Source organism: Pseudooceanicola sp. LIPI14-2-Ac024 (genome assembly GCF_042188925.1).
In the GTDB taxonomy this organism is placed as follows: Bacteria; Pseudomonadota; Alphaproteobacteria; order Rhodobacterales; family Rhodobacteraceae; genus Pseudooceanicola.
Map to the genome: position 1 here is coordinate 3,373,930 of NZ_CP170102.1, position 15,529 is coordinate 3,389,458.

General features: G+C 67.9%; 18 protein-coding genes. 14 read left to right on the forward strand and 4 right to left on the reverse strand.

Features of this window, described 5'->3' with window-relative positions; genetic code table 11:
- The first annotated feature begins 92 nt into the window (after positions 1-92).
- Both ACE2AC_RS16485 and ACE2AC_RS16490 read left to right on the forward strand, forming a co-directional pair.
- The gene (locus ACE2AC_RS16485; RefSeq protein WP_375688511.1) at positions 93-548 is read left to right on the forward strand and encodes a hypothetical protein; all 456 of its coding nucleotides are present in this window, start codon (positions 93-95) and stop codon (positions 546-548) included.
- Positions 549-663: 115 nt separating this feature from the next.
- Entirely contained in the window at positions 664-1,590 is a 927-nt protein-coding gene (locus ACE2AC_RS16490; RefSeq protein ID WP_375688512.1) for an MBL fold metallo-hydrolase, read from the forward strand.
- Between the two features lie 84 nt (positions 1,591-1,674).
- Here the strand turns inward: ACE2AC_RS16490 and zigA are convergent, their stop codons facing one another.
- The gene (zigA, locus tag ACE2AC_RS16495) at positions 1,675-2,895 is read right to left on the reverse strand and encodes a zinc metallochaperone GTPase ZigA (protein WP_375688513.1); all 1,221 of its coding nucleotides are present in this window, start codon (positions 2,893-2,895) and stop codon (positions 1,675-1,677) included.
- A 137-nt stretch (positions 2,896-3,032) separates the two neighbouring features.
- Between zigA and ACE2AC_RS16500 the strand changes: the two genes are divergently transcribed.
- Complete coding sequence (locus ACE2AC_RS16500; RefSeq protein ID WP_375688514.1) at positions 3,033-4,241, forward strand: hypothetical protein; 1,209 nt, start codon at positions 3,033-3,035, stop codon at positions 4,239-4,241.
- Between the two features lie 81 nt (positions 4,242-4,322).
- On the opposite strand, the gene ACE2AC_RS16505 is transcribed toward ACE2AC_RS16500, so the two are convergent.
- A complete protein-coding gene (locus tag ACE2AC_RS16505) occupies positions 4,323-4,691 on the reverse strand; it encodes an acyl-CoA thioesterase (RefSeq protein WP_375692129.1) in 369 nt (122 codons plus the stop codon).
- A 59-nt stretch (positions 4,692-4,750) separates the two neighbouring features.
- Positions 4,751-5,911 (reverse strand): iron-containing alcohol dehydrogenase, encoded by a 1,161-nt coding sequence (locus tag ACE2AC_RS16510; protein WP_375688515.1) that lies wholly within the window; start codon positions 5,909-5,911, stop codon positions 4,751-4,753.
- A gap of 641 nt (positions 5,912-6,552) precedes the next feature.
- Here ACE2AC_RS16510 and ACE2AC_RS16515 point away from each other — a divergent pair.
- The 5 genes from ACE2AC_RS16515 (at position 6,553) to ACE2AC_RS16535 (ending at position 11,082) form a co-directional block, all read left to right on the forward strand.
- Positions 6,553-7,518, forward strand: a complete 966-nt coding sequence (locus ACE2AC_RS16515; protein ID WP_375688516.1) for a TRAP transporter substrate-binding protein — start codon at positions 6,553-6,555, stop codon at positions 7,516-7,518.
- The gene (locus tag ACE2AC_RS16520; protein ID WP_375688517.1) at positions 7,515-8,315 is read left to right on the forward strand and encodes a maleate cis-trans isomerase; all 801 of its coding nucleotides are present in this window, start codon (positions 7,515-7,517) and stop codon (positions 8,313-8,315) included. Before ACE2AC_RS16515 ends, ACE2AC_RS16520 begins: the two co-directional genes overlap by 4 nt.
- Positions 8,312-8,824 (forward strand): TRAP transporter small permease, encoded by a 513-nt coding sequence (locus ACE2AC_RS16525; protein ID WP_375688518.1) that lies wholly within the window; start codon positions 8,312-8,314, stop codon positions 8,822-8,824. The genes ACE2AC_RS16520 and ACE2AC_RS16525 overlap by 4 nt, the downstream gene beginning before the upstream one ends.
- Entirely contained in the window at positions 8,821-10,101 is a 1,281-nt protein-coding gene (locus tag ACE2AC_RS16530; protein WP_375688519.1) for a TRAP transporter large permease, read from the forward strand. Before ACE2AC_RS16525 ends, ACE2AC_RS16530 begins: the two co-directional genes overlap by 4 nt.
- A 267-nt stretch (positions 10,102-10,368) precedes the next feature.
- Positions 10,369-11,082: a hypothetical protein gene (locus ACE2AC_RS16535; protein ID WP_375688520.1), complete on the forward strand. Its 714-nt coding sequence runs from the start codon at positions 10,369-10,371 to the stop codon at positions 11,080-11,082.
- Between the two features lie 21 nt (positions 11,083-11,103).
- On the opposite strand, the gene ACE2AC_RS16540 is transcribed toward ACE2AC_RS16535, so the two are convergent.
- Positions 11,104-11,574: an Lrp/AsnC family transcriptional regulator gene (locus ACE2AC_RS16540; protein ID WP_375688521.1), complete on the reverse strand. Its 471-nt coding sequence runs from the start codon at positions 11,572-11,574 to the stop codon at positions 11,104-11,106.
- A 126-nt stretch (positions 11,575-11,700) separates the two neighbouring features.
- On the opposite strand from ACE2AC_RS16540, the gene ACE2AC_RS16545 reads away from it, so the two are divergent.
- The 6 genes from ACE2AC_RS16545 to cysW all read left to right on the forward strand — a co-directional run bounded on the left by ACE2AC_RS16545 (position 11,701) and on the right by cysW (position 15,522).
- Positions 11,701-12,204, forward strand: coding sequence for an RrF2 family transcriptional regulator (locus ACE2AC_RS16545; protein ID WP_375688522.1), 504 nt, complete (start codon positions 11,701-11,703; stop codon positions 12,202-12,204).
- A 112-nt stretch (positions 12,205-12,316) separates the two neighbouring features.
- Positions 12,317-12,520: a hypothetical protein gene (locus ACE2AC_RS16550; RefSeq protein ID WP_375688523.1), complete on the forward strand. Its 204-nt coding sequence runs from the start codon at positions 12,317-12,319 to the stop codon at positions 12,518-12,520.
- Between the two features lie 28 nt (positions 12,521-12,548).
- A complete protein-coding gene (locus tag ACE2AC_RS16555; protein WP_375688524.1) occupies positions 12,549-13,574 on the forward strand; it encodes a sulfate ABC transporter substrate-binding protein in 1,026 nt (341 codons plus the stop codon).
- Between the two features lie 2 nt (positions 13,575-13,576).
- Positions 13,577-14,404: a sulfate ABC transporter permease subunit CysT gene (cysT, locus tag ACE2AC_RS16560; protein WP_375688525.1), complete on the forward strand. Its 828-nt coding sequence runs from the start codon at positions 13,577-13,579 to the stop codon at positions 14,402-14,404.
- Positions 14,397-14,666 (forward strand): hypothetical protein, encoded by a 270-nt coding sequence (locus ACE2AC_RS16565; protein ID WP_375688526.1) that lies wholly within the window; start codon positions 14,397-14,399, stop codon positions 14,664-14,666. Before cysT ends, ACE2AC_RS16565 begins: the two co-directional genes overlap by 8 nt.
- On the forward strand, positions 14,659-15,522 hold the full coding sequence (gene cysW, locus ACE2AC_RS16570) for a sulfate ABC transporter permease subunit CysW (protein ID WP_375688527.1): 864 nt from the start codon (positions 14,659-14,661) through the stop codon (positions 15,520-15,522). The genes ACE2AC_RS16565 and cysW overlap by 8 nt, the downstream gene beginning before the upstream one ends.
- Positions 15,523-15,529: the final 7 nt, after the last annotated feature.

Genomic DNA, 15,529 nt, shown 5'->3' on the forward strand with positions numbered 1-15,529 from the left:
GCTCTGTTGGACGTGTTATGTGTCGCGCTTCTTGCGGCCCGGACGGACACCTGCCGGCACCCGGTCGAACGGCGCGGCGGCAGATGGTCGGCATGGGCATTACGGCGCGCGACTCGAAACAGCATCACATTCAGTCAGGAAGCACGCAAGCCGCTGAAAGCAGTCGCAAGCCACGCGGCCGACAAAGAAATGCCGAGAGGGCGATCATCAAGGCGGTTGGCCCGACACGGCCCGCCGTCAGGGGGGCAACTTGCGAAACGAGCGCCGCGGCGCGCCCGCCCGTGACCCCGGCCGCGAGACTGTCGAGCCAACAGGAGATCAGGAAGTGCGCACCGCCGTCCGGCAAGCTGAACCCGGACTTGGCGTCGTCCGAAGGTGTCGATCCGAAGTCGAAGGAGTTGGTCCGGACCCCCGCGCTCGCCATCGCGGCGCTCGTTCCCGGCGGTTTGCGGGCGGCACCGCACTTCGACACGCCGACCATCGCCTGCGTGGGGGCGGTCATCTTCGCGGTCCAGGTCACGCAGGTCCGGCGGGCCCGCCAGACCTGAGGCGCGCGCGCGCACGTGGTCATCAGACTGTAGCAATCCTCACGCAGCCCTGAATGGACAGATTTTTCAGGTGGTCTAACCTTCCGTGCATCACTGTTCTGTGAGGGAGGAGACGATGGTACGAATGACCAGGCGCAGTGCGCTCGGGGCCGGCGCCGCATTGCCGCTGGCGGGGGCCTTCGGTGCACTTGCGGCCCCCGCCGTGGCCCAGGGCGCCATGAGCGAAAATGCGAAGAAACGCGGCTTCATGCTGGGCGACATGGAGGTGTCGACCCTGCTGGCCGGGACGCGAACGGTCGAAGAGCCGCAGGGCACCTTCGGCATGAACGTCTCGCCCGAGGAATTTGCCGAGGTCAGCGCGGCGAACTTCATCCCCAGCGACAAGTCCCAGTTCTTCTTCACCCCCACCGTGGTGAAGTCCGGCGAGGACGTGATCCTCTTCGACACCGGGTTGAACGCGGAGGGCACGCTGCCCGCGCTCGAGCAGGCGGGCTACACGGCCGACGACGTGACCATCGTGGTCCTGACCCACATGCACGGCGACCATATCGGCGGGCTCACCGATGCCTCGGGCGCCCCGACCTACGGCAATGCCCGTTACGTCACCGGCCAGACCGAGTTCGATCACTGGGCGGCGCAGGCCAACGAGGGGTTCGATGCCAAGGTCCGTCCGCTGGCCGAGAAGATGACGTTCATCGGCGATGGCGACAGCGTCGCGTCGGGCATCACCGGCATGGCCGCGCCGGGGCACACGCCGGGGCACATGGTCTACATGCTCGACTCGGGCGGCAAGCAGGTGCTGGTCTTTGCCGACACCGCGAACCACTACGTCTGGTCGCTGGCCCATCCCGATTGGGAGGTGCGGTTCGACATGGACAAGGGGCAGGCGGCCGAGACACGCAAGACGGTGCTGGGCATGCTGGCCGCCGACCGGGTTCCGTTCATCGGCTACCACATGCCGTTCCCGGCCATCGGCTATGTCGAGGACCGCGGTGAGGGCAAGTTCCGCTATGTGCCGTCGAGCTACCAGATGATGCTCTGACGAACCGGCACATCGGGTCGAAAATGAGACGCCCGTGGCCGGGGTGCGGCCACGGGCGTTTTCGTCTGTCGATGGGAGCGGGCGTCAGGCGGCCTGCGGCGCCCGGCGCCAGAGCGGGAAGGGATCCGGCAGATCCTCCCAGTGATGCGGCAGGAACTCGGTTTCTTCGCCGACAAGGGCGGCGTCGAGCGCGGCGGTGATCGCCGCCCTGTCCATGCCCGACCCGATGAAGACCAGCTCTTGCCGACGGTCGCCGAAGGGCGGCTGCCAATGGCGGTTCAGGTAGTCGAGCGCTTCGGGGTGGGTCGGCCAGCGGTCCTTGGGCACTGTCGCCCACCACATCCCCATCGGCCGCACGCTACTGAGCGCCCCGGCGAGCGAGAACTCCGCCAGCCAGTCGGGGCGGGTGGCGATCCAGAAATGCCCCTTCGCACGGATCACGCCGGGCAGGGGGCCGTTCAGCACGTCATGGACCTTTTGCGGGTGGAACGGCCGGCGGGCGCGGTAGACGAAGGACGAGACGCCGTATTCCTCGGTCTCGGGCACGTGGTCGGCAAAACCGTAGAGTTCCTTGGCCCACATCGGGTGCAGGTGCGCCTGGTCGAAGTCAAAGAGGCCGGTGTCGAAGATCCGGTCGCCCGCGACATGGCCATAGTCGGTCTCGACGATACGGGCGTCGGGGTTCAGAGAGGTCACGATCTTGCGCGCGGCATCGAGCCTGTCCGGCCCCGCATCGGTGATCTTGTTCAGCACGACGACGTCGGCAAATTCGATCTGGTCCACCAGCAGGTCGACCAGAGTGCGGTCATCCTCGTCGCCCAGGCTTTCGCCCCGGTCGCGGATGAAATCGTGGCTGGCGTAGTCCTTCAGCAGGTTCACCGTGTCCACCACGGTCACCATGGTGTCGAGCCGGGCGACATCCGACAGGCTCTCGCCGTCCTCGTCGCGGAAATCGAAGGTGGCGGCCACGGGCAGCGGCTCCGAGATACCGGTGCTCTCGATCAGCAGGTAGTCGAACCGTCCTTCCGCCGCCAGCCGCCGCACCTCCTGCAGGAGGTCGTCGCGCAGGGTGCAGCAGATGCAGCCGTTGGTCATCTCGACCAGCTTCTCCTCGGTATGGCTCAGGTCCGCCCCGCCGTCGCGAACGAGATCTGCGTCGATGTTCACTTCGGACATGTCGTTGACGATGACCGCGACGCGGCGGCCGGCGCGGTTGTTCAGGACGTCGTTCAGTAGCGTGGTCTTCCCGGCGCCGAGGAAGCCCGACAGGACGGTGACGGGCAGGCGCGAATCCGTGGCTGGCATCATTTCACCTCTTGTGATGTTATAAGATAACAAGTTATGGGAGGCACGGGCCGCCCGCAAGCCGATTTCCGAACCTTTTCCCGGAAACCGCCGTCTTCGCGGGGCCCCTCGATCCGTTTGACCGAAAGGAGGGATAGATGTTCCCAAGGATTTCAACGCTCGGTTCCGTCGCCGTGGCCGCCCTGAGCGCCGCGCCGGGGTTCGCCGACGAGGACCGGACCGCCTGGCGCGTGTTCATCGCCGACCAGCAAAGCCCGCGGGTCACCGCGCTGGATCTCTCCGCGCCGGACACCCGCTGGACCTTCGACCTGACCGGCCCGTCGCGCCTCTACGCCACGCCCGATGGCGAGGTCGTGGTCGCCGTGCAATCCGACGACGACCGGGTCGATTTCCTGCGCAGCGGCATCGTGCTCGAGGGGCATGGCGATCATGCCGATATCGAGGTGTCCGATCCCGCCGTGCTTGATGCCGCACTCGAAGGCCCGCGCCCGTTCCACGTCGTCACCCACGGCGGTGCCACCGCCATCAACTTCGACCGGGGTGGGTATGTCGCGCTGCTGGACGACCACGACCTGGCCGAGGGCGGCACCCCCGACCGGTTCAAACAGAACCGCGCGCATCACGGTTTTGCCGTGCCAATGGGGGGCTACGTCGTCAGCTCCGTCGCCTCCGAAGCGCCGGTCGAGGGCGACGGCGCACCGCCGCGCATCGGCATCCAGGCCCATGCCCCGGATGGCACCCCGACGGGCCAGATGCAGGTCTGCACCGACCTGCACGGCGAAGCCTTCTCGGGCGCCTACCTCACCGCCGGCTGCAAGGAGGGGGTCGTCACCGTCACGCTCGACGGCGGCACGCCCGCCTTCGCGATGTTGCCCTATCCCGCGGATTTCCCCGAAGGCCACACCGGCACGCTGCTCGGGTCAATGGCGATGCAGATCTTCCTCGGCAACTACGGCGCGGATGCGGTCGTCATCATCGACCCGACCGCCGAGCCGCACTTCACCCGCGTCGAGCTGCCGTTCCGGCGGGTCGATTTCGTGCTCGACCCCGTGCAGCCGCAGTTCGCCTACATCCTGACCGAGGACGGCATGCTGCACCGGTTGAACATGCTCGCGGGTGCCATCGAGCAGTCGCAGCAGGTGACGCAGCCCTATTCGATGGACGGCCACTGGCGCGACCCGCGCCCGCGCCTCGCCATGGCGGACGAGTGGCTGCTGATGACCGATCCGCGGGAAGGCCTTCTGCGCGTGATCGAAACCGCCGGGCTGAGCGAGGTGGAGGCGATCCCGGTCGAGGGCCTGCCCTACAACCTTGTTGCTATCGGCGGCAGCGGCCTGACTCATTGACCTGCGCCTGATGCGCCTCGGATGCCGGCGGGCCAGGGGCCTGCCGGCATTATCCTTGACGGCCGCCTTTCGACCCGGTGCTCAGACCATCAGCCCCTCGAAGGCCGCCCGGCGGTGCCCCTCGATGGCAACCGGGCGATGCGAGGCCCGGTCGACGTAGACATGCACGAAGAATCCCTCGGCCGAAGCCTCGTCCTCGTCGTTGCGAAACAGCGCGATCTCGAACCGGACCGAAGAGTTGCCGATCCTGGCGATCCGCAAACCGGCATGCACGACGTCGGGAAACTGCATCTCGGCAAAATAGCGGCAGCCGGTCTCGACCACGAGGCCGTAGGTCTCGCTGGTGCCGACGTTCAGCAACCCCTGGTCGATCAGCCAGCCGTTCACCGCGGTGTCGAAGAGCGAATAGTGCACCACGTTGTTCATGTGTCCGTAGGCGTCGTTGTCCATCCAGCGGGTCTCGATCCGGCGGAAGGCGGCGAACTCGGCCCGGGTCGGGCGCGGGGCACTCACCACGCTGCCCGGTAGATGGCCAGCGCGTCCCGCTCCTCGACCGGGCGCGGGTTGTTGACCAGCAGCCGCGTCTGCAGCATCGCGTCGCGCGCCATCTTGTCGAGCGCGCTTTCGGGGATCTTCATGTCGCGCAGGCGGGTCGGCATGCCCAGGTCCCGCGACAGGTCGGCCAGCGCGTCGATGAAAGCCGCGCATCGGGCCTGCGCGCCCTCGACGTCCGCAAGCTCGGGGAAGGCATCGGCCGAGATCTCGGCATAGAGGGAGTGGGCATTCGGCGCGTTGAACCGCAGGACATGTGGCAGCACCAGTGCGTTCGACAGTCCGTGCGGCACGTGGAAGGTCCCGCCAATCGGGTAGGCCAGCGCATGGACCGCGGCGACCGGGGAATTGGCAAAGGCCTGACCGGCCAGCATCGAGCCGAGCAGCATGGCGCCGCGCGCCTCCACGTCGCCGGGCTCTGACACCACCCGGCGAATGTTGGCCCCCAGCAGGCGCAGCGCCTCGCGCGCCAGCATCCGGCTGAGCGGATTGTTGTTGGCATTGGCCGAGGCATAGGCTTCGATCGCGTGCACCATCGCGTCCACGCCGGTCGCGGCGGTGATCGGGGCGGGCAGGCCCAGCGTCAGGTCGGCGTCGAGCACCGCGATGTCCGGCAGGATGACCGGGGACGAGACACCGCGCTTTTCCTCTTCGCCCACGGTGATGATCGACACCGGCGTTACCTCGGACCCCGTCCCGGCGGTGGTGGGCACGAGGACCAGCGGCAGGCGCGGCCCCTTGGCCTGTCCCACGCCCCAGGCGCCGTCGAGATCCTCGCCCGAACCAAGCAGCAGCGCCGCCACCTTGGCCACGTCCAGCGACGACCCGCCGCCAAAGCCGATCACGCCGGTCACCCCGGCCACGCGCCCCGCTTCGACCGCGGCCTCGAGCGTCGTGCGCGACGGGTCGGCTTCGACGCTGTCGAACATTGTCAGCGCGATCCCCGCCGCCTCGAGCGAGGCCATCGCCGGGTCGCAGAGCCCGAGGGCCCGCAGGCCGGGATCGGTGACGAAGAGCACCCGCGCGCCGACCAGGCCGCCGAGCACATCCGCCAGCGCCGCCGCGGCACCGGGCTGGAAGACGAGCGATTTCGTGGTGTTGAACGTGAACGGATGCATCTGGCCCTCTCTCCCTGTCCCGGCGCGGTTGCCCCATGGATAGGGCGAAGCCGACCGGATCGCCAGTTGTCCGTGCCGCGACGCAGGCATGCGCCTCATTCGAACGCCCGCACCTCAGGCTTGAGGTCATGCCGACGGCTCTCTCTGCCCGGGGAATGGAGCGCCAAGCCGACGCCGATGACAGCCGATCACCGAGCGCCCGAACCGCCAGGCAGGGACGTCGGGACCATCCCATCCGGGTGCAAATCGACCGCATCGCGCGAATCCGTCCCGACAGATCGACATGCCAGCGCGATCCGGCGGTGCCCTTCGCAGCCTGTCATCATTTCGCGCATCGTACGGGTCGATGCCGCCGCCTTCTTGGGCACTCAGAACCCCGGGGCAGCAACGCAACTCCGCCCATTTTCGAACTTAGTTGTTAAATATCAATCAGGTAGCCGGCTAAATCGGAATAACCTACGCAAGGCAAAGGTATATACGAGTTGGTGGAATGTCAGGGCCGCCGCCAGCGTAAGGGGGTAACCGGGCACCAATTGCAGCCGCGCAGAGGATGCTGCCGCCGCCGCGCGGCGCGGCGCCCGGTTCGGAACCACGAACGTCCGCAGGACGCAACGCGCAGCGCGCACCAACGGGAGACGACCATGAAACCACTCGCATTTGCCCTTGCCGCGGCCCTTGCCGCGCTGTCCGCCGCGCCGGGGATGGCGCAGACCGCCCTGAAGATGGCGGTCGAAACCCCGCCGGGCGACCCGCTCAACCTGATGCTCGCCACCACCCGCGACACGCTGGCCCAGGGCGGCGGTTTCGACATCGACTACTACGACAGCGGCGCCATGGGCGACGAAAAGGCGCTGACGGAACTGCTGCGCGCCGGGCAGGTCGATGTCGTGCCGCTCGGCTCGGACATCGTAGAGCTCGATTCCAAGTTCGCGATCTTCGACCTGCCGTTCCTGTTCGAGGACAAGGCCACCGCGCGCGCGGCCCTCGACGGTGAGCTCGGCGCCAAGCTGGCGGCCTCGCTGCGCGAGACCAACAACCTGCAGGTTCTGGCCTTCGGTGAGCTTGGCTTCCGCGCCATCAGCAACTCGGTCCGCCCGATCAACACGCCCGCCGACCTGGCCGGGCTGAAACTGCGCACTCCGGGATCGCAGACCCGCATCATGTCGTTCCAGGCCCTCGGCGCCGCGCCGACGCCGATGTCGCTGGGCGAGGTCTATGTCGCGCTGCGGCAGGGCGTACTCGACGGGCAGGAAAACCCGCTCTCGGTGGTCAAGGAATTCTCCTTCGACGAGGTGCAGAAGTACATCTCGCTCACCAACCACGTCTACACGCCGATCACGCTGGCCATGTCCGCCCCCGCCTTCGACGCCCTGAGCGCCGAACAGCAGGAGGCGATCCTGGCCGCCGCGGCCGCCGGTGCCGCAGCGACGCGGTCCCTGTCGGACGAGAGCGACGCGTCCCTGGTGCAGGAGTTCGAGGCCGCGGGCCTCGAGGTGAACAAGCCCGACCTGGCCGCGTTCAAGGCCGCCGCCGCCCCGCTGCGCGACGCCTTCGCCGAGATCGTGACGCCGGAGTTCCTGACCGAAGTCGAGGACAGCCTCAAGTGAGCACCCAATCTCCCCAAGAAAACGGGGGCCGCAAGGCCCCCACCTTCGTTTACGACGCCCACGGAGAACGCGGCCGCATCGGCCTGATCTTCATGGCGTCCTCGATCGTCATGGAATCCGAGATGTGGGCCATGGCGCCCAAGGGCGTCTCGGTCCACACCACGCGGATCAAGCTGCCCAAGGTCACGGTCGAGGGCATCCAGGCGATGATGGACGCGCCCGAGCTGGAACAGGCGGCGCGCCTGCTGGCCTCGGCCCCGATCGACGTGCTCTGCTTCGGCGGCACCTCGGCGTCGTTCCTGCACGGTACCGCCTACGACAAGGCTCTGATCGCCAAGATGAAGGACTGGGCTCCGGGCATCGCTGTCAACACCGCCTCAACCGCCTCCCTCGCCGGGCTCAAGGCGGTCGGCGCCGGTCCGGTCGTCCTTGCCACGCCCTACGTGGACGAGGTTCACGCCCGCGCGACCCGGTTCCTGGAAGAGAACGGGCACAAGGTCCTTGCCAGCAACAACCTGCGCATCGACGAGGACCAGGCGCTGGCCGAGGTCCCGCTCGAGACGATCTTCGACATGGTCTGCGAGATGGATCACCCCGATGCCGAGGCGGTGTTCATCAGTTGCACGAACTTCCGTTCGGCCGCGCTGATCGGCGCGCTGGAAGAGGAACTTGGCAAGCCGGTCGTGTCCGCCGTGCAATCGTCGTTCTGGCATGCCCTGCGGCTCGCCGGGATCGAGGATGACTGCCCGGGCTACGGCCAACTCTTCAAGTGCCCGCTGCCGGACGACGGCATATGATCGGGGCGCGTTCCTTCCTGTCCCGGTCCGACGTGACCGAACGGGCCGCGACCCTCGTGACCCGCGGGATCGAGGCGCTGGCCGCCGCCCTGATGGGCCTGATCGTCGTGCTGGTGCTGGCCAATGCGCTTGGCCGCTACCTGTTCACCCGGCCGCTGCCCTGGACCGAAGAGGTCGTGATGACCGCGATGATCTGGGTCGCCTCGGTCGGTGTCCTGCTGGGCATGATGCGCGGCAGCCTGATCTGCTGTGACGTGCTGGTGGTGCGCCTCTCGCCGCGCAGCCGCCGGGTGATGGGCATTCTCTGCGGGGTGGCGGGCGCCGCCGCGCTTGGCTTCTTCGCCTGGCAGATCTGGCTCTACATGGGCCTCTTCGGCAAGGACGTCTCGCCGATCCTGCGGATGCCCAAGGGGCTCGGGATCAGCGCACTGGTCCTCGCCATGGCCGGGGTGGCGGCGATCCTGCTGACCAGCGCGGTCCGGCTGGCATTGGGGGAGCGTTCGGCATGATGGGGCTCGCCGCACTCACGATCATCGTCCTGTGCGTCTGCGCCCTGGCCGGTTTCCCGGTCCTCGTCGCGCTGGCCGCCTCGGTGCTGGTGTTCCTGACCTTCTCGGGCGGCTGGATGCTGGCGATGCCGCAGCAGACGCTCGCCGGGCTGTCGGACTACATCCTCGTCACGCTGCCGCTCTTCATCCTGGCGGGGGGCATCATGAACGCGGGCGGGATCGCCGACCGGCTCTTTGCCTTTGCCAGTGCGCTCCTCGGCTGGATGCGGGGCGGTCTGGCGCATGTGAACGTCGGCGTCAGCCTGATGTTCGGCGGCATGATCGGCACCTCGGTCGCCGACCTGGCCGGCAGCGGATCGGTCATCATCCCCAAGATGAAACAGGCGGGTTACCCGGGCCCCTTCGCCGCCGCGCTGACCGCGACCTCCTCGGGGATCGGGGTGCTGGTGCCGCCGTCGTCGCCGATGATCCTCTACTCGGCCGTGACGGGCACGTCGCTGGGGGCCATGTTCCTGGCCGGGGCGGTGCCGGGCGTGCTGATGGCGCTGGTCCTGATGCTGACGGTGGCGATCCTGGCGCGGCGGCACGGCTGGAAACCGGCCCAGGGGTTCGCCTGGTCCGAGCTTCTGCGCACCGGTCGGCAGGCGATCCTGCCGATGGGGATGCCCGCTCTGATCCTGGGCGGTCTGGTCTTCGGCTTCTTCACCCCGTCCGAGGCCGGTGCCTTCGCCGTCGCCTACGCCCTTTTCCTGTCGATGGTGGTCTACCGGACGCTGAGCTGGTCGGGCCTCTACCGCGTGGCGGTCGACGCCGCCGTGCTGACCGGCGAGGTGCTGATGGTCGTGGGGCTCTCGACGGCCTTGGGCTGGGCGCTCTCGCAGGCGCGGGTGCCGATGGCTCTGGCCGAGGGGCTGTCCGTCCTCTTCCCGTTCGAGGGCCAGTTCTTGCAACTGGTCGTCCTGCTCCTGCTGGCGTTGATCGCTGGCATGGTGCTCGACCCGCTGATCCCGATGATCATGCCGGTGCTGCTGCCCTCGCTCATGGTGCTCGACGTGGATCTCGTGCATTTCGGCGTGCTGATGGTGGTGACGGTCGCGATCGGGCAGGTGACGCCGCCGGTGGCGCTGGCGCTCCTGGTGGCCGCCAGGATCGGACAGGAAGAGGTGTTGGCCGTGACGCGCGCAAACATGCCGTTCCTGCTGGCACTTTTCGGCCTGCTTCTGCTGCTGATCCTCGTCCCGCAGCTGGCGCTCTGGCTGCCCGGCGTGCTGATGTGACACAACGGCCGCCCCGGGCAATCGGGGCGGTCCGGCCAGGCGGGGGGCGACCTCGCAAACGACCATTCCGTGCCGATGCCGCAAAATCGCGGTTGTCCTCCGGCCCGGATCTGGCGAGGCTCCGAACATGCGCCGGGGCCGTCCATACGCCGTGCTCCGAGACGTGACTGATTTGGAGTACGAATGAAAATCGCCGATTGGACCCGGTCGACTATTCACCGACACATGCCGATAGGACTGAAGGCCGCAAGACGCACGCAGCGGGCCATGTCCGCCGAAACCGGCCCCCGCTTCCAGGTGATCGGAGAGCGAAGTTCCGGCACGAACTTCGTCTCGGCCCTGATCGGGCAGAACATCCCCGTCCCCGAAAGCCAGATCTACGGCTGGAAGCACGGATTTCCGCAGTTCCTCGTAGCGCCCGCCGACGTGACCTTCGTCGTCGTGACCCGGGACGCGCTGTCCTGGATGAAGAGCATGTACCGAAAGCCCTGGCACACCTCCGAGGCGATGCAGCGCCTCTCGTTCCAGGACTTCCTGCGTGCCGAATGGGACACCCGGGTCGATCGTCATTTCATGAACGAAATCGATCGCCTGCCCGAATTCGACCAGCCGCTGCAATGGGACCGGCACCCGGTCGAAGGCCGCACCTTCCACAACATGGCCGAGCTGCGGAGCGTCAAGCTCGCCGCGCATCTCGGGTTGCGGGCAAGGACGGACAAGATGCTTTACCTGCGCCACCAGGACGTGGTCGCGGACCCGGAGGCGGCGCTCGACCAGGTCAGCGCGATGATCGGCGTGCCCCGGTGCGACCAGTTCGTCCTGCCCGAGGATCACTATGGCTGGCAATGGAACAAGCGCCGTGAATGGCTGAAGGGGCAGCAGGTCGACTACAGCGAGGCCGACATCGATTTCGTAAACGGACAGCTGGACTGGGCGGTCGAGGCCGCCGCCGGTTACGAACCGCCGACGCCCCAGGGCTGAGGCCACCCGGCCACGCCGCCCTCACGCCGTCGTCGTGTCCAGCGGCAGCGCGGTCTGCGCCTTCACGCGCTTCAGCACGAAGTTCGCCGACAGCGCGCGGACCGGCACCGCATCGACGATCTTCTGCCGGATGCGCTCGTAATCCGGCAGGTCGCGGGCGACGACGCGCAGGACGTAGTCGTGGCTGCCAGACAGCTGGTAGGCCTCCATCACCTCGGGAATGTCGGTGAGCAACTGCTCGAAGCTTTCCTGCCAGCGCGCGGTCTGTTCCGGCGCCGAGAGGCCCACGAAAGCGGTCAGGCCCAGGCCGACCGCCTCGGGGTCGACCAGTGCGACACGTGCCTTGATGACGCCGGCACGGCGCAGCTTGTCCACCCGTTTCCAGCAGGGCGTCTGCGACAGCCCCACCCGGTCGGCGAGCAGGGCGAGAGGTACCGTGGCGTCGGTCATCAGCGCGGCGATGATCTTGCGGTCGATGCGGTCGAGTTCCATCCCGGCCTCCATGCGAGTCTCGGCATGACAGAGGATGGGCTAAAAATACATAAAGTCTACCATGTTTATCGTGTATAGGCGGAAAGACGACTTTCCCTGCCGGGAATTTGCTGTTTTACTTCCCGCATGATCACCCAGAAGACCAAGTACGCGCTCAAGGCGCTGATGGCGCTCGGCACGCTCGAGCAGGGTGAAGCCTTGACCATCGAAGAGGTCGCGCAGCGCTCAGGCGCGCCCAAGCGGTTTCTCGAACACATCATGCTGGAACTGCGCAAGGCGGGATACCTGGGTGCCAAGCGCGGGCGGGCGGGCGGCTATTTCCTGATCCGCGATCCGGCCAAGATTTCCCTTGGCGAGCTGCTCCAGCAGATCGACGGTCCGATCGCCCCTCTGCCCTGCCTGTCGCGGCGGGCCTACCGCCGCTGCGAGGATTGCGCGGACGAGGCGACCTGCCAGCTGCGCCGCGTCTTTGGCGAGGTGTTCTGGAGCTACCTGATCCTGATCGAGTCGCTCACCCTGCGAGATCTGGTCCAAGGCACTGGCGGCGCAGACAAAATCATGTCCTCTCCGGTGCCTGCGCCGGGCGGAGACGACAGCGGAACGTCGTCCGGGGCCCTCGCCGGAGAATAATCTTCTCCGCCGCGGCGCAAGTTCAAAAAGACTCTTCCCTCGATTACACGACAAAGTCGGTAGATATTTGTGGCTATGGGCGCTTCCGCCCCGTTTCCGACAGGAGGCCAGAATGTCGAACGACCGAAGCCGCCGATCCGCCGTCCACGTGCTCCACCTCGTGGACCGGACCACCGGCCAGCCGCTCCGCCTGAACGGGCGTCGCCTGACGGTGTTTGCCCGCAATCCCGTCATCGCTGCACGCGAGCTGATGCACGGCCGCGATCCCGGACGCTGGGCCGTGCACATGGCCCCGGCCGACCAACCCCCGGCGTAACCAAACCCAGATCAGAGCGAGATCCGACATGACCTTTCCGATCCTTTCACGCGGGGGCCGGCCGCTGCTGGCCGCCCTGCTGACATCCGCCGCGCTGCTGGCCCCGGCCGCAGCGAGCGCCGAGACAAAGCTGCTCAATGTCTCCTACGACCCGACGCGCGAATTCTACCGCGCCTACAACGCGCTCTTCGCCGAGTGGTGGGAAGCGCAGGGCAACGGTCCGGTCACCATCGAACAGAGCCACGGCGGCTCGGGCGCGCAGGCGCGGGCCGTCATCGACGGGCTCGAGGCGCAGGTCGTCACGCTGGCGCTTGCCTCGGACATCGACGCCATCGCCGAACGCAGCACCGCCGTGCCGAAGGACTGGGAATCCAGCCTGCCGCACAACTCCGCGCCCTACACCTCGACCATCGTCTTCCTCGTGCGCGAGGGGAACCCCAAGGGCATCGCCGACTGGGGCGACCTGATCGCGGACGGCGTGCAGGTGATCACGCCCAACCCCAAGACCTCGGGCGGGGCACGGTGGAACTTCCTCGCCGCCTGGGGCTGGGCGCTCAAGTCCGGCGGGGACGAAACCGCGGCGCGGGACTACGTGTCCGAGCTTTTCGCGCATGTGCCCGTCCTCGACACCGGGGCGCGGGGGGCGACGACCACCTTCACCCAGCGGGGCGTCGGCGACGTGCTGCTGGCCTGGGAGAACGAGGCCTTCCTGGCCCTGGCCGAGATGGGCGAGGACAAGTTCGACATCGTCGTGCCCTCGGTCTCGATCCTGGCCGAGCCGCCGGTGGCGCTGGCCAGCGGCAACATCACCGACGAGGCGACGCGCGAGGTGGCGCAAGCCTACCTCGAGCAGCTCTACAGCCCCGAGGCGCAGGCGCTGGCGCTGGCGCATTACTACCGCGCCTGGGACACCTCCAGGGCTGCACCCGAGGACATCGCCCGCTTCCCCAAGCTTGACCTGGTCACCATCGCCGATTTCGGCGGCTGGTCCGAGGCGCAGGCCCGCTTCTTCGGCGAGGGCGGCGTTTTCGACCAGATCTACGCGGAGCGCTGATCATGGCCGCCCGGAGCTCTCCCCTCCCGGGGTTCGGCCTTGGCATGGGCATCCTGCTGGGGGCGCTGACGCTGGTGGTGCTGTTGCCGCTGGCGGCGCTTCTGGGCGCGGGGTTTTCCATGGGGCCCGCGGCGGTGGCGGACAAGCTGTCGTCGCCGCGCGTGCAGGCCGCATTGATGCTGTCGTTCCGGGCGGCGCTGATCGCCTCGCTCTTCAACGCGGTTTTCGGGCTGGGGCTGGCCTGGGTTCTTGCCCGCTACGATTTTCCCGGCCGGCGCCTGGTGGACGCCGCCGTTGACCTGCCCTTTGCCCTGCCGACGGCGGTGGCCGGGATCGCGCTGACCGCACTCTACGCCCCGAACGGTGTCTTCGGCCAGGTTCTCGAACCGCTCGGCATCCGCGTCGCCTATGCCGAGGCGGGCATCTGGATCGCGCTTGTCTTCGTAGGACTGCCCTTCGTGGTGCGGACCGTCCAACCGGTGATCGACGAGATCGACCCGGAGTGGGAAGAGGCCTCGGCCACGCTCGGCGCCTCGCGCCTCAGGACCCTGCGGCGCGTCGTCTTTCCGACGCTCGCGCCCGCGCTGACCACCGGTTTCGCCCTCGCGCTGGCGCGGTCGGTCGGGGAATACGGGTCGGTCATCTTCATCGCCGGGAACCTGCCCGGCCAGACCGAGATCGCGCCGCTGCTGATCGTTATCCGGCTCGAGGAATACGACTACGACGGCGCGGTCGCGATCGGCCTCGCCATGCTGGGCATCGCCTTTGCGATGCTGCTGCTTATCAACGCCTTGCAAGTCTGGAACCGCAGGAGGATCGGACATGTCTGACGGATATCACCCCCTTCGCCGCCGCGCCGACGACCGGCGCGTGCCGCCCGGCGGCGGTGTCGCGCTGGCCTTGCTGTCGGGGCTGGCCGGTGTCGTGGGCGCGGGCGCGTTCTGGGCCGCCGGGGCAGGATGGGGGCCGGTGCTGCTCTGCTGGCTCGGTCTGCCGCCGTTGGTGCTGACGCTCGGGATCACGGTGGCCCTGCGTCCCCGTCGCCGCGCCGCGCGTCCACGCCGCCTTGTCGAAAGCTGCGATCATGGCTGACCAGACCCTGCGCGCCCCGACGCGGGCCACAACCGAGGCGCCCACCCTGCGCCTCGCCCTCACGCTCGGCACGCTGGCGCTGACCCTCGTCCTGCTGATCGCGCCTTTGGCGGTGGTCTTTGCCGAGGCGTTGCGCGACGGGCTGGCGGCCAGCATCGCGTCCCTGGCCGAACCCGATGCCCGCGCCGCGATCCGCCTGACCGTGCTGGTGGCCGCCATCGCCGTGCCGCTGAACGCCGCGATCGGGTTGGCCGCAGCCTGGGCCATCGCCAAGTTCGACTTTCGCGGCAAGGCCCTGCTGATCAGCCTGATCGACCTGCCATTCTCGGTCTCCCCGGTCGTCGCGGGCCTGGCGCTGGTGTTGCTCTACGGCACGCACGGTGTGCTCGGGCCCTGGCTCCAGGCGCATGACCTCAAGATCGTCTTTGCCTTTCCGGGCCTGCTGCTCGCCACGCTCTTCATCACCTTCCCCTTCGTCGCGCGCGAACTCATCCCGGTGATGGCTGAACAGGGCCGGGCCGAGGAAGAGGCGGCGCTGACGCTCGGCGCGGGGGGATGGTACATGTTCCGCACCGTGACCCTGCCCAACGTCCGCTGGGCCCTGCTCTACGGCGTGCTGCTCTGCAATGCGCGGGCCATGGGAGAATTCGGGGCGGTGGCCGTGATCTCGGGCAAGATCCGGGGCCAGACCACCACCATGCCCGTGATGATCGAGATGCTTTACAACGAGTACCTCACCGCCGCCGCCTTTTCGATGGCGGCGCTGCTGGCGGCGCTCGCGCTGCTGACCCTTGCCCTCAAGAGTTTCCTCGAATGGCGCCACGCGGACCTGCTGGCCGCCACCCGCCGCCACTGACCCCCCG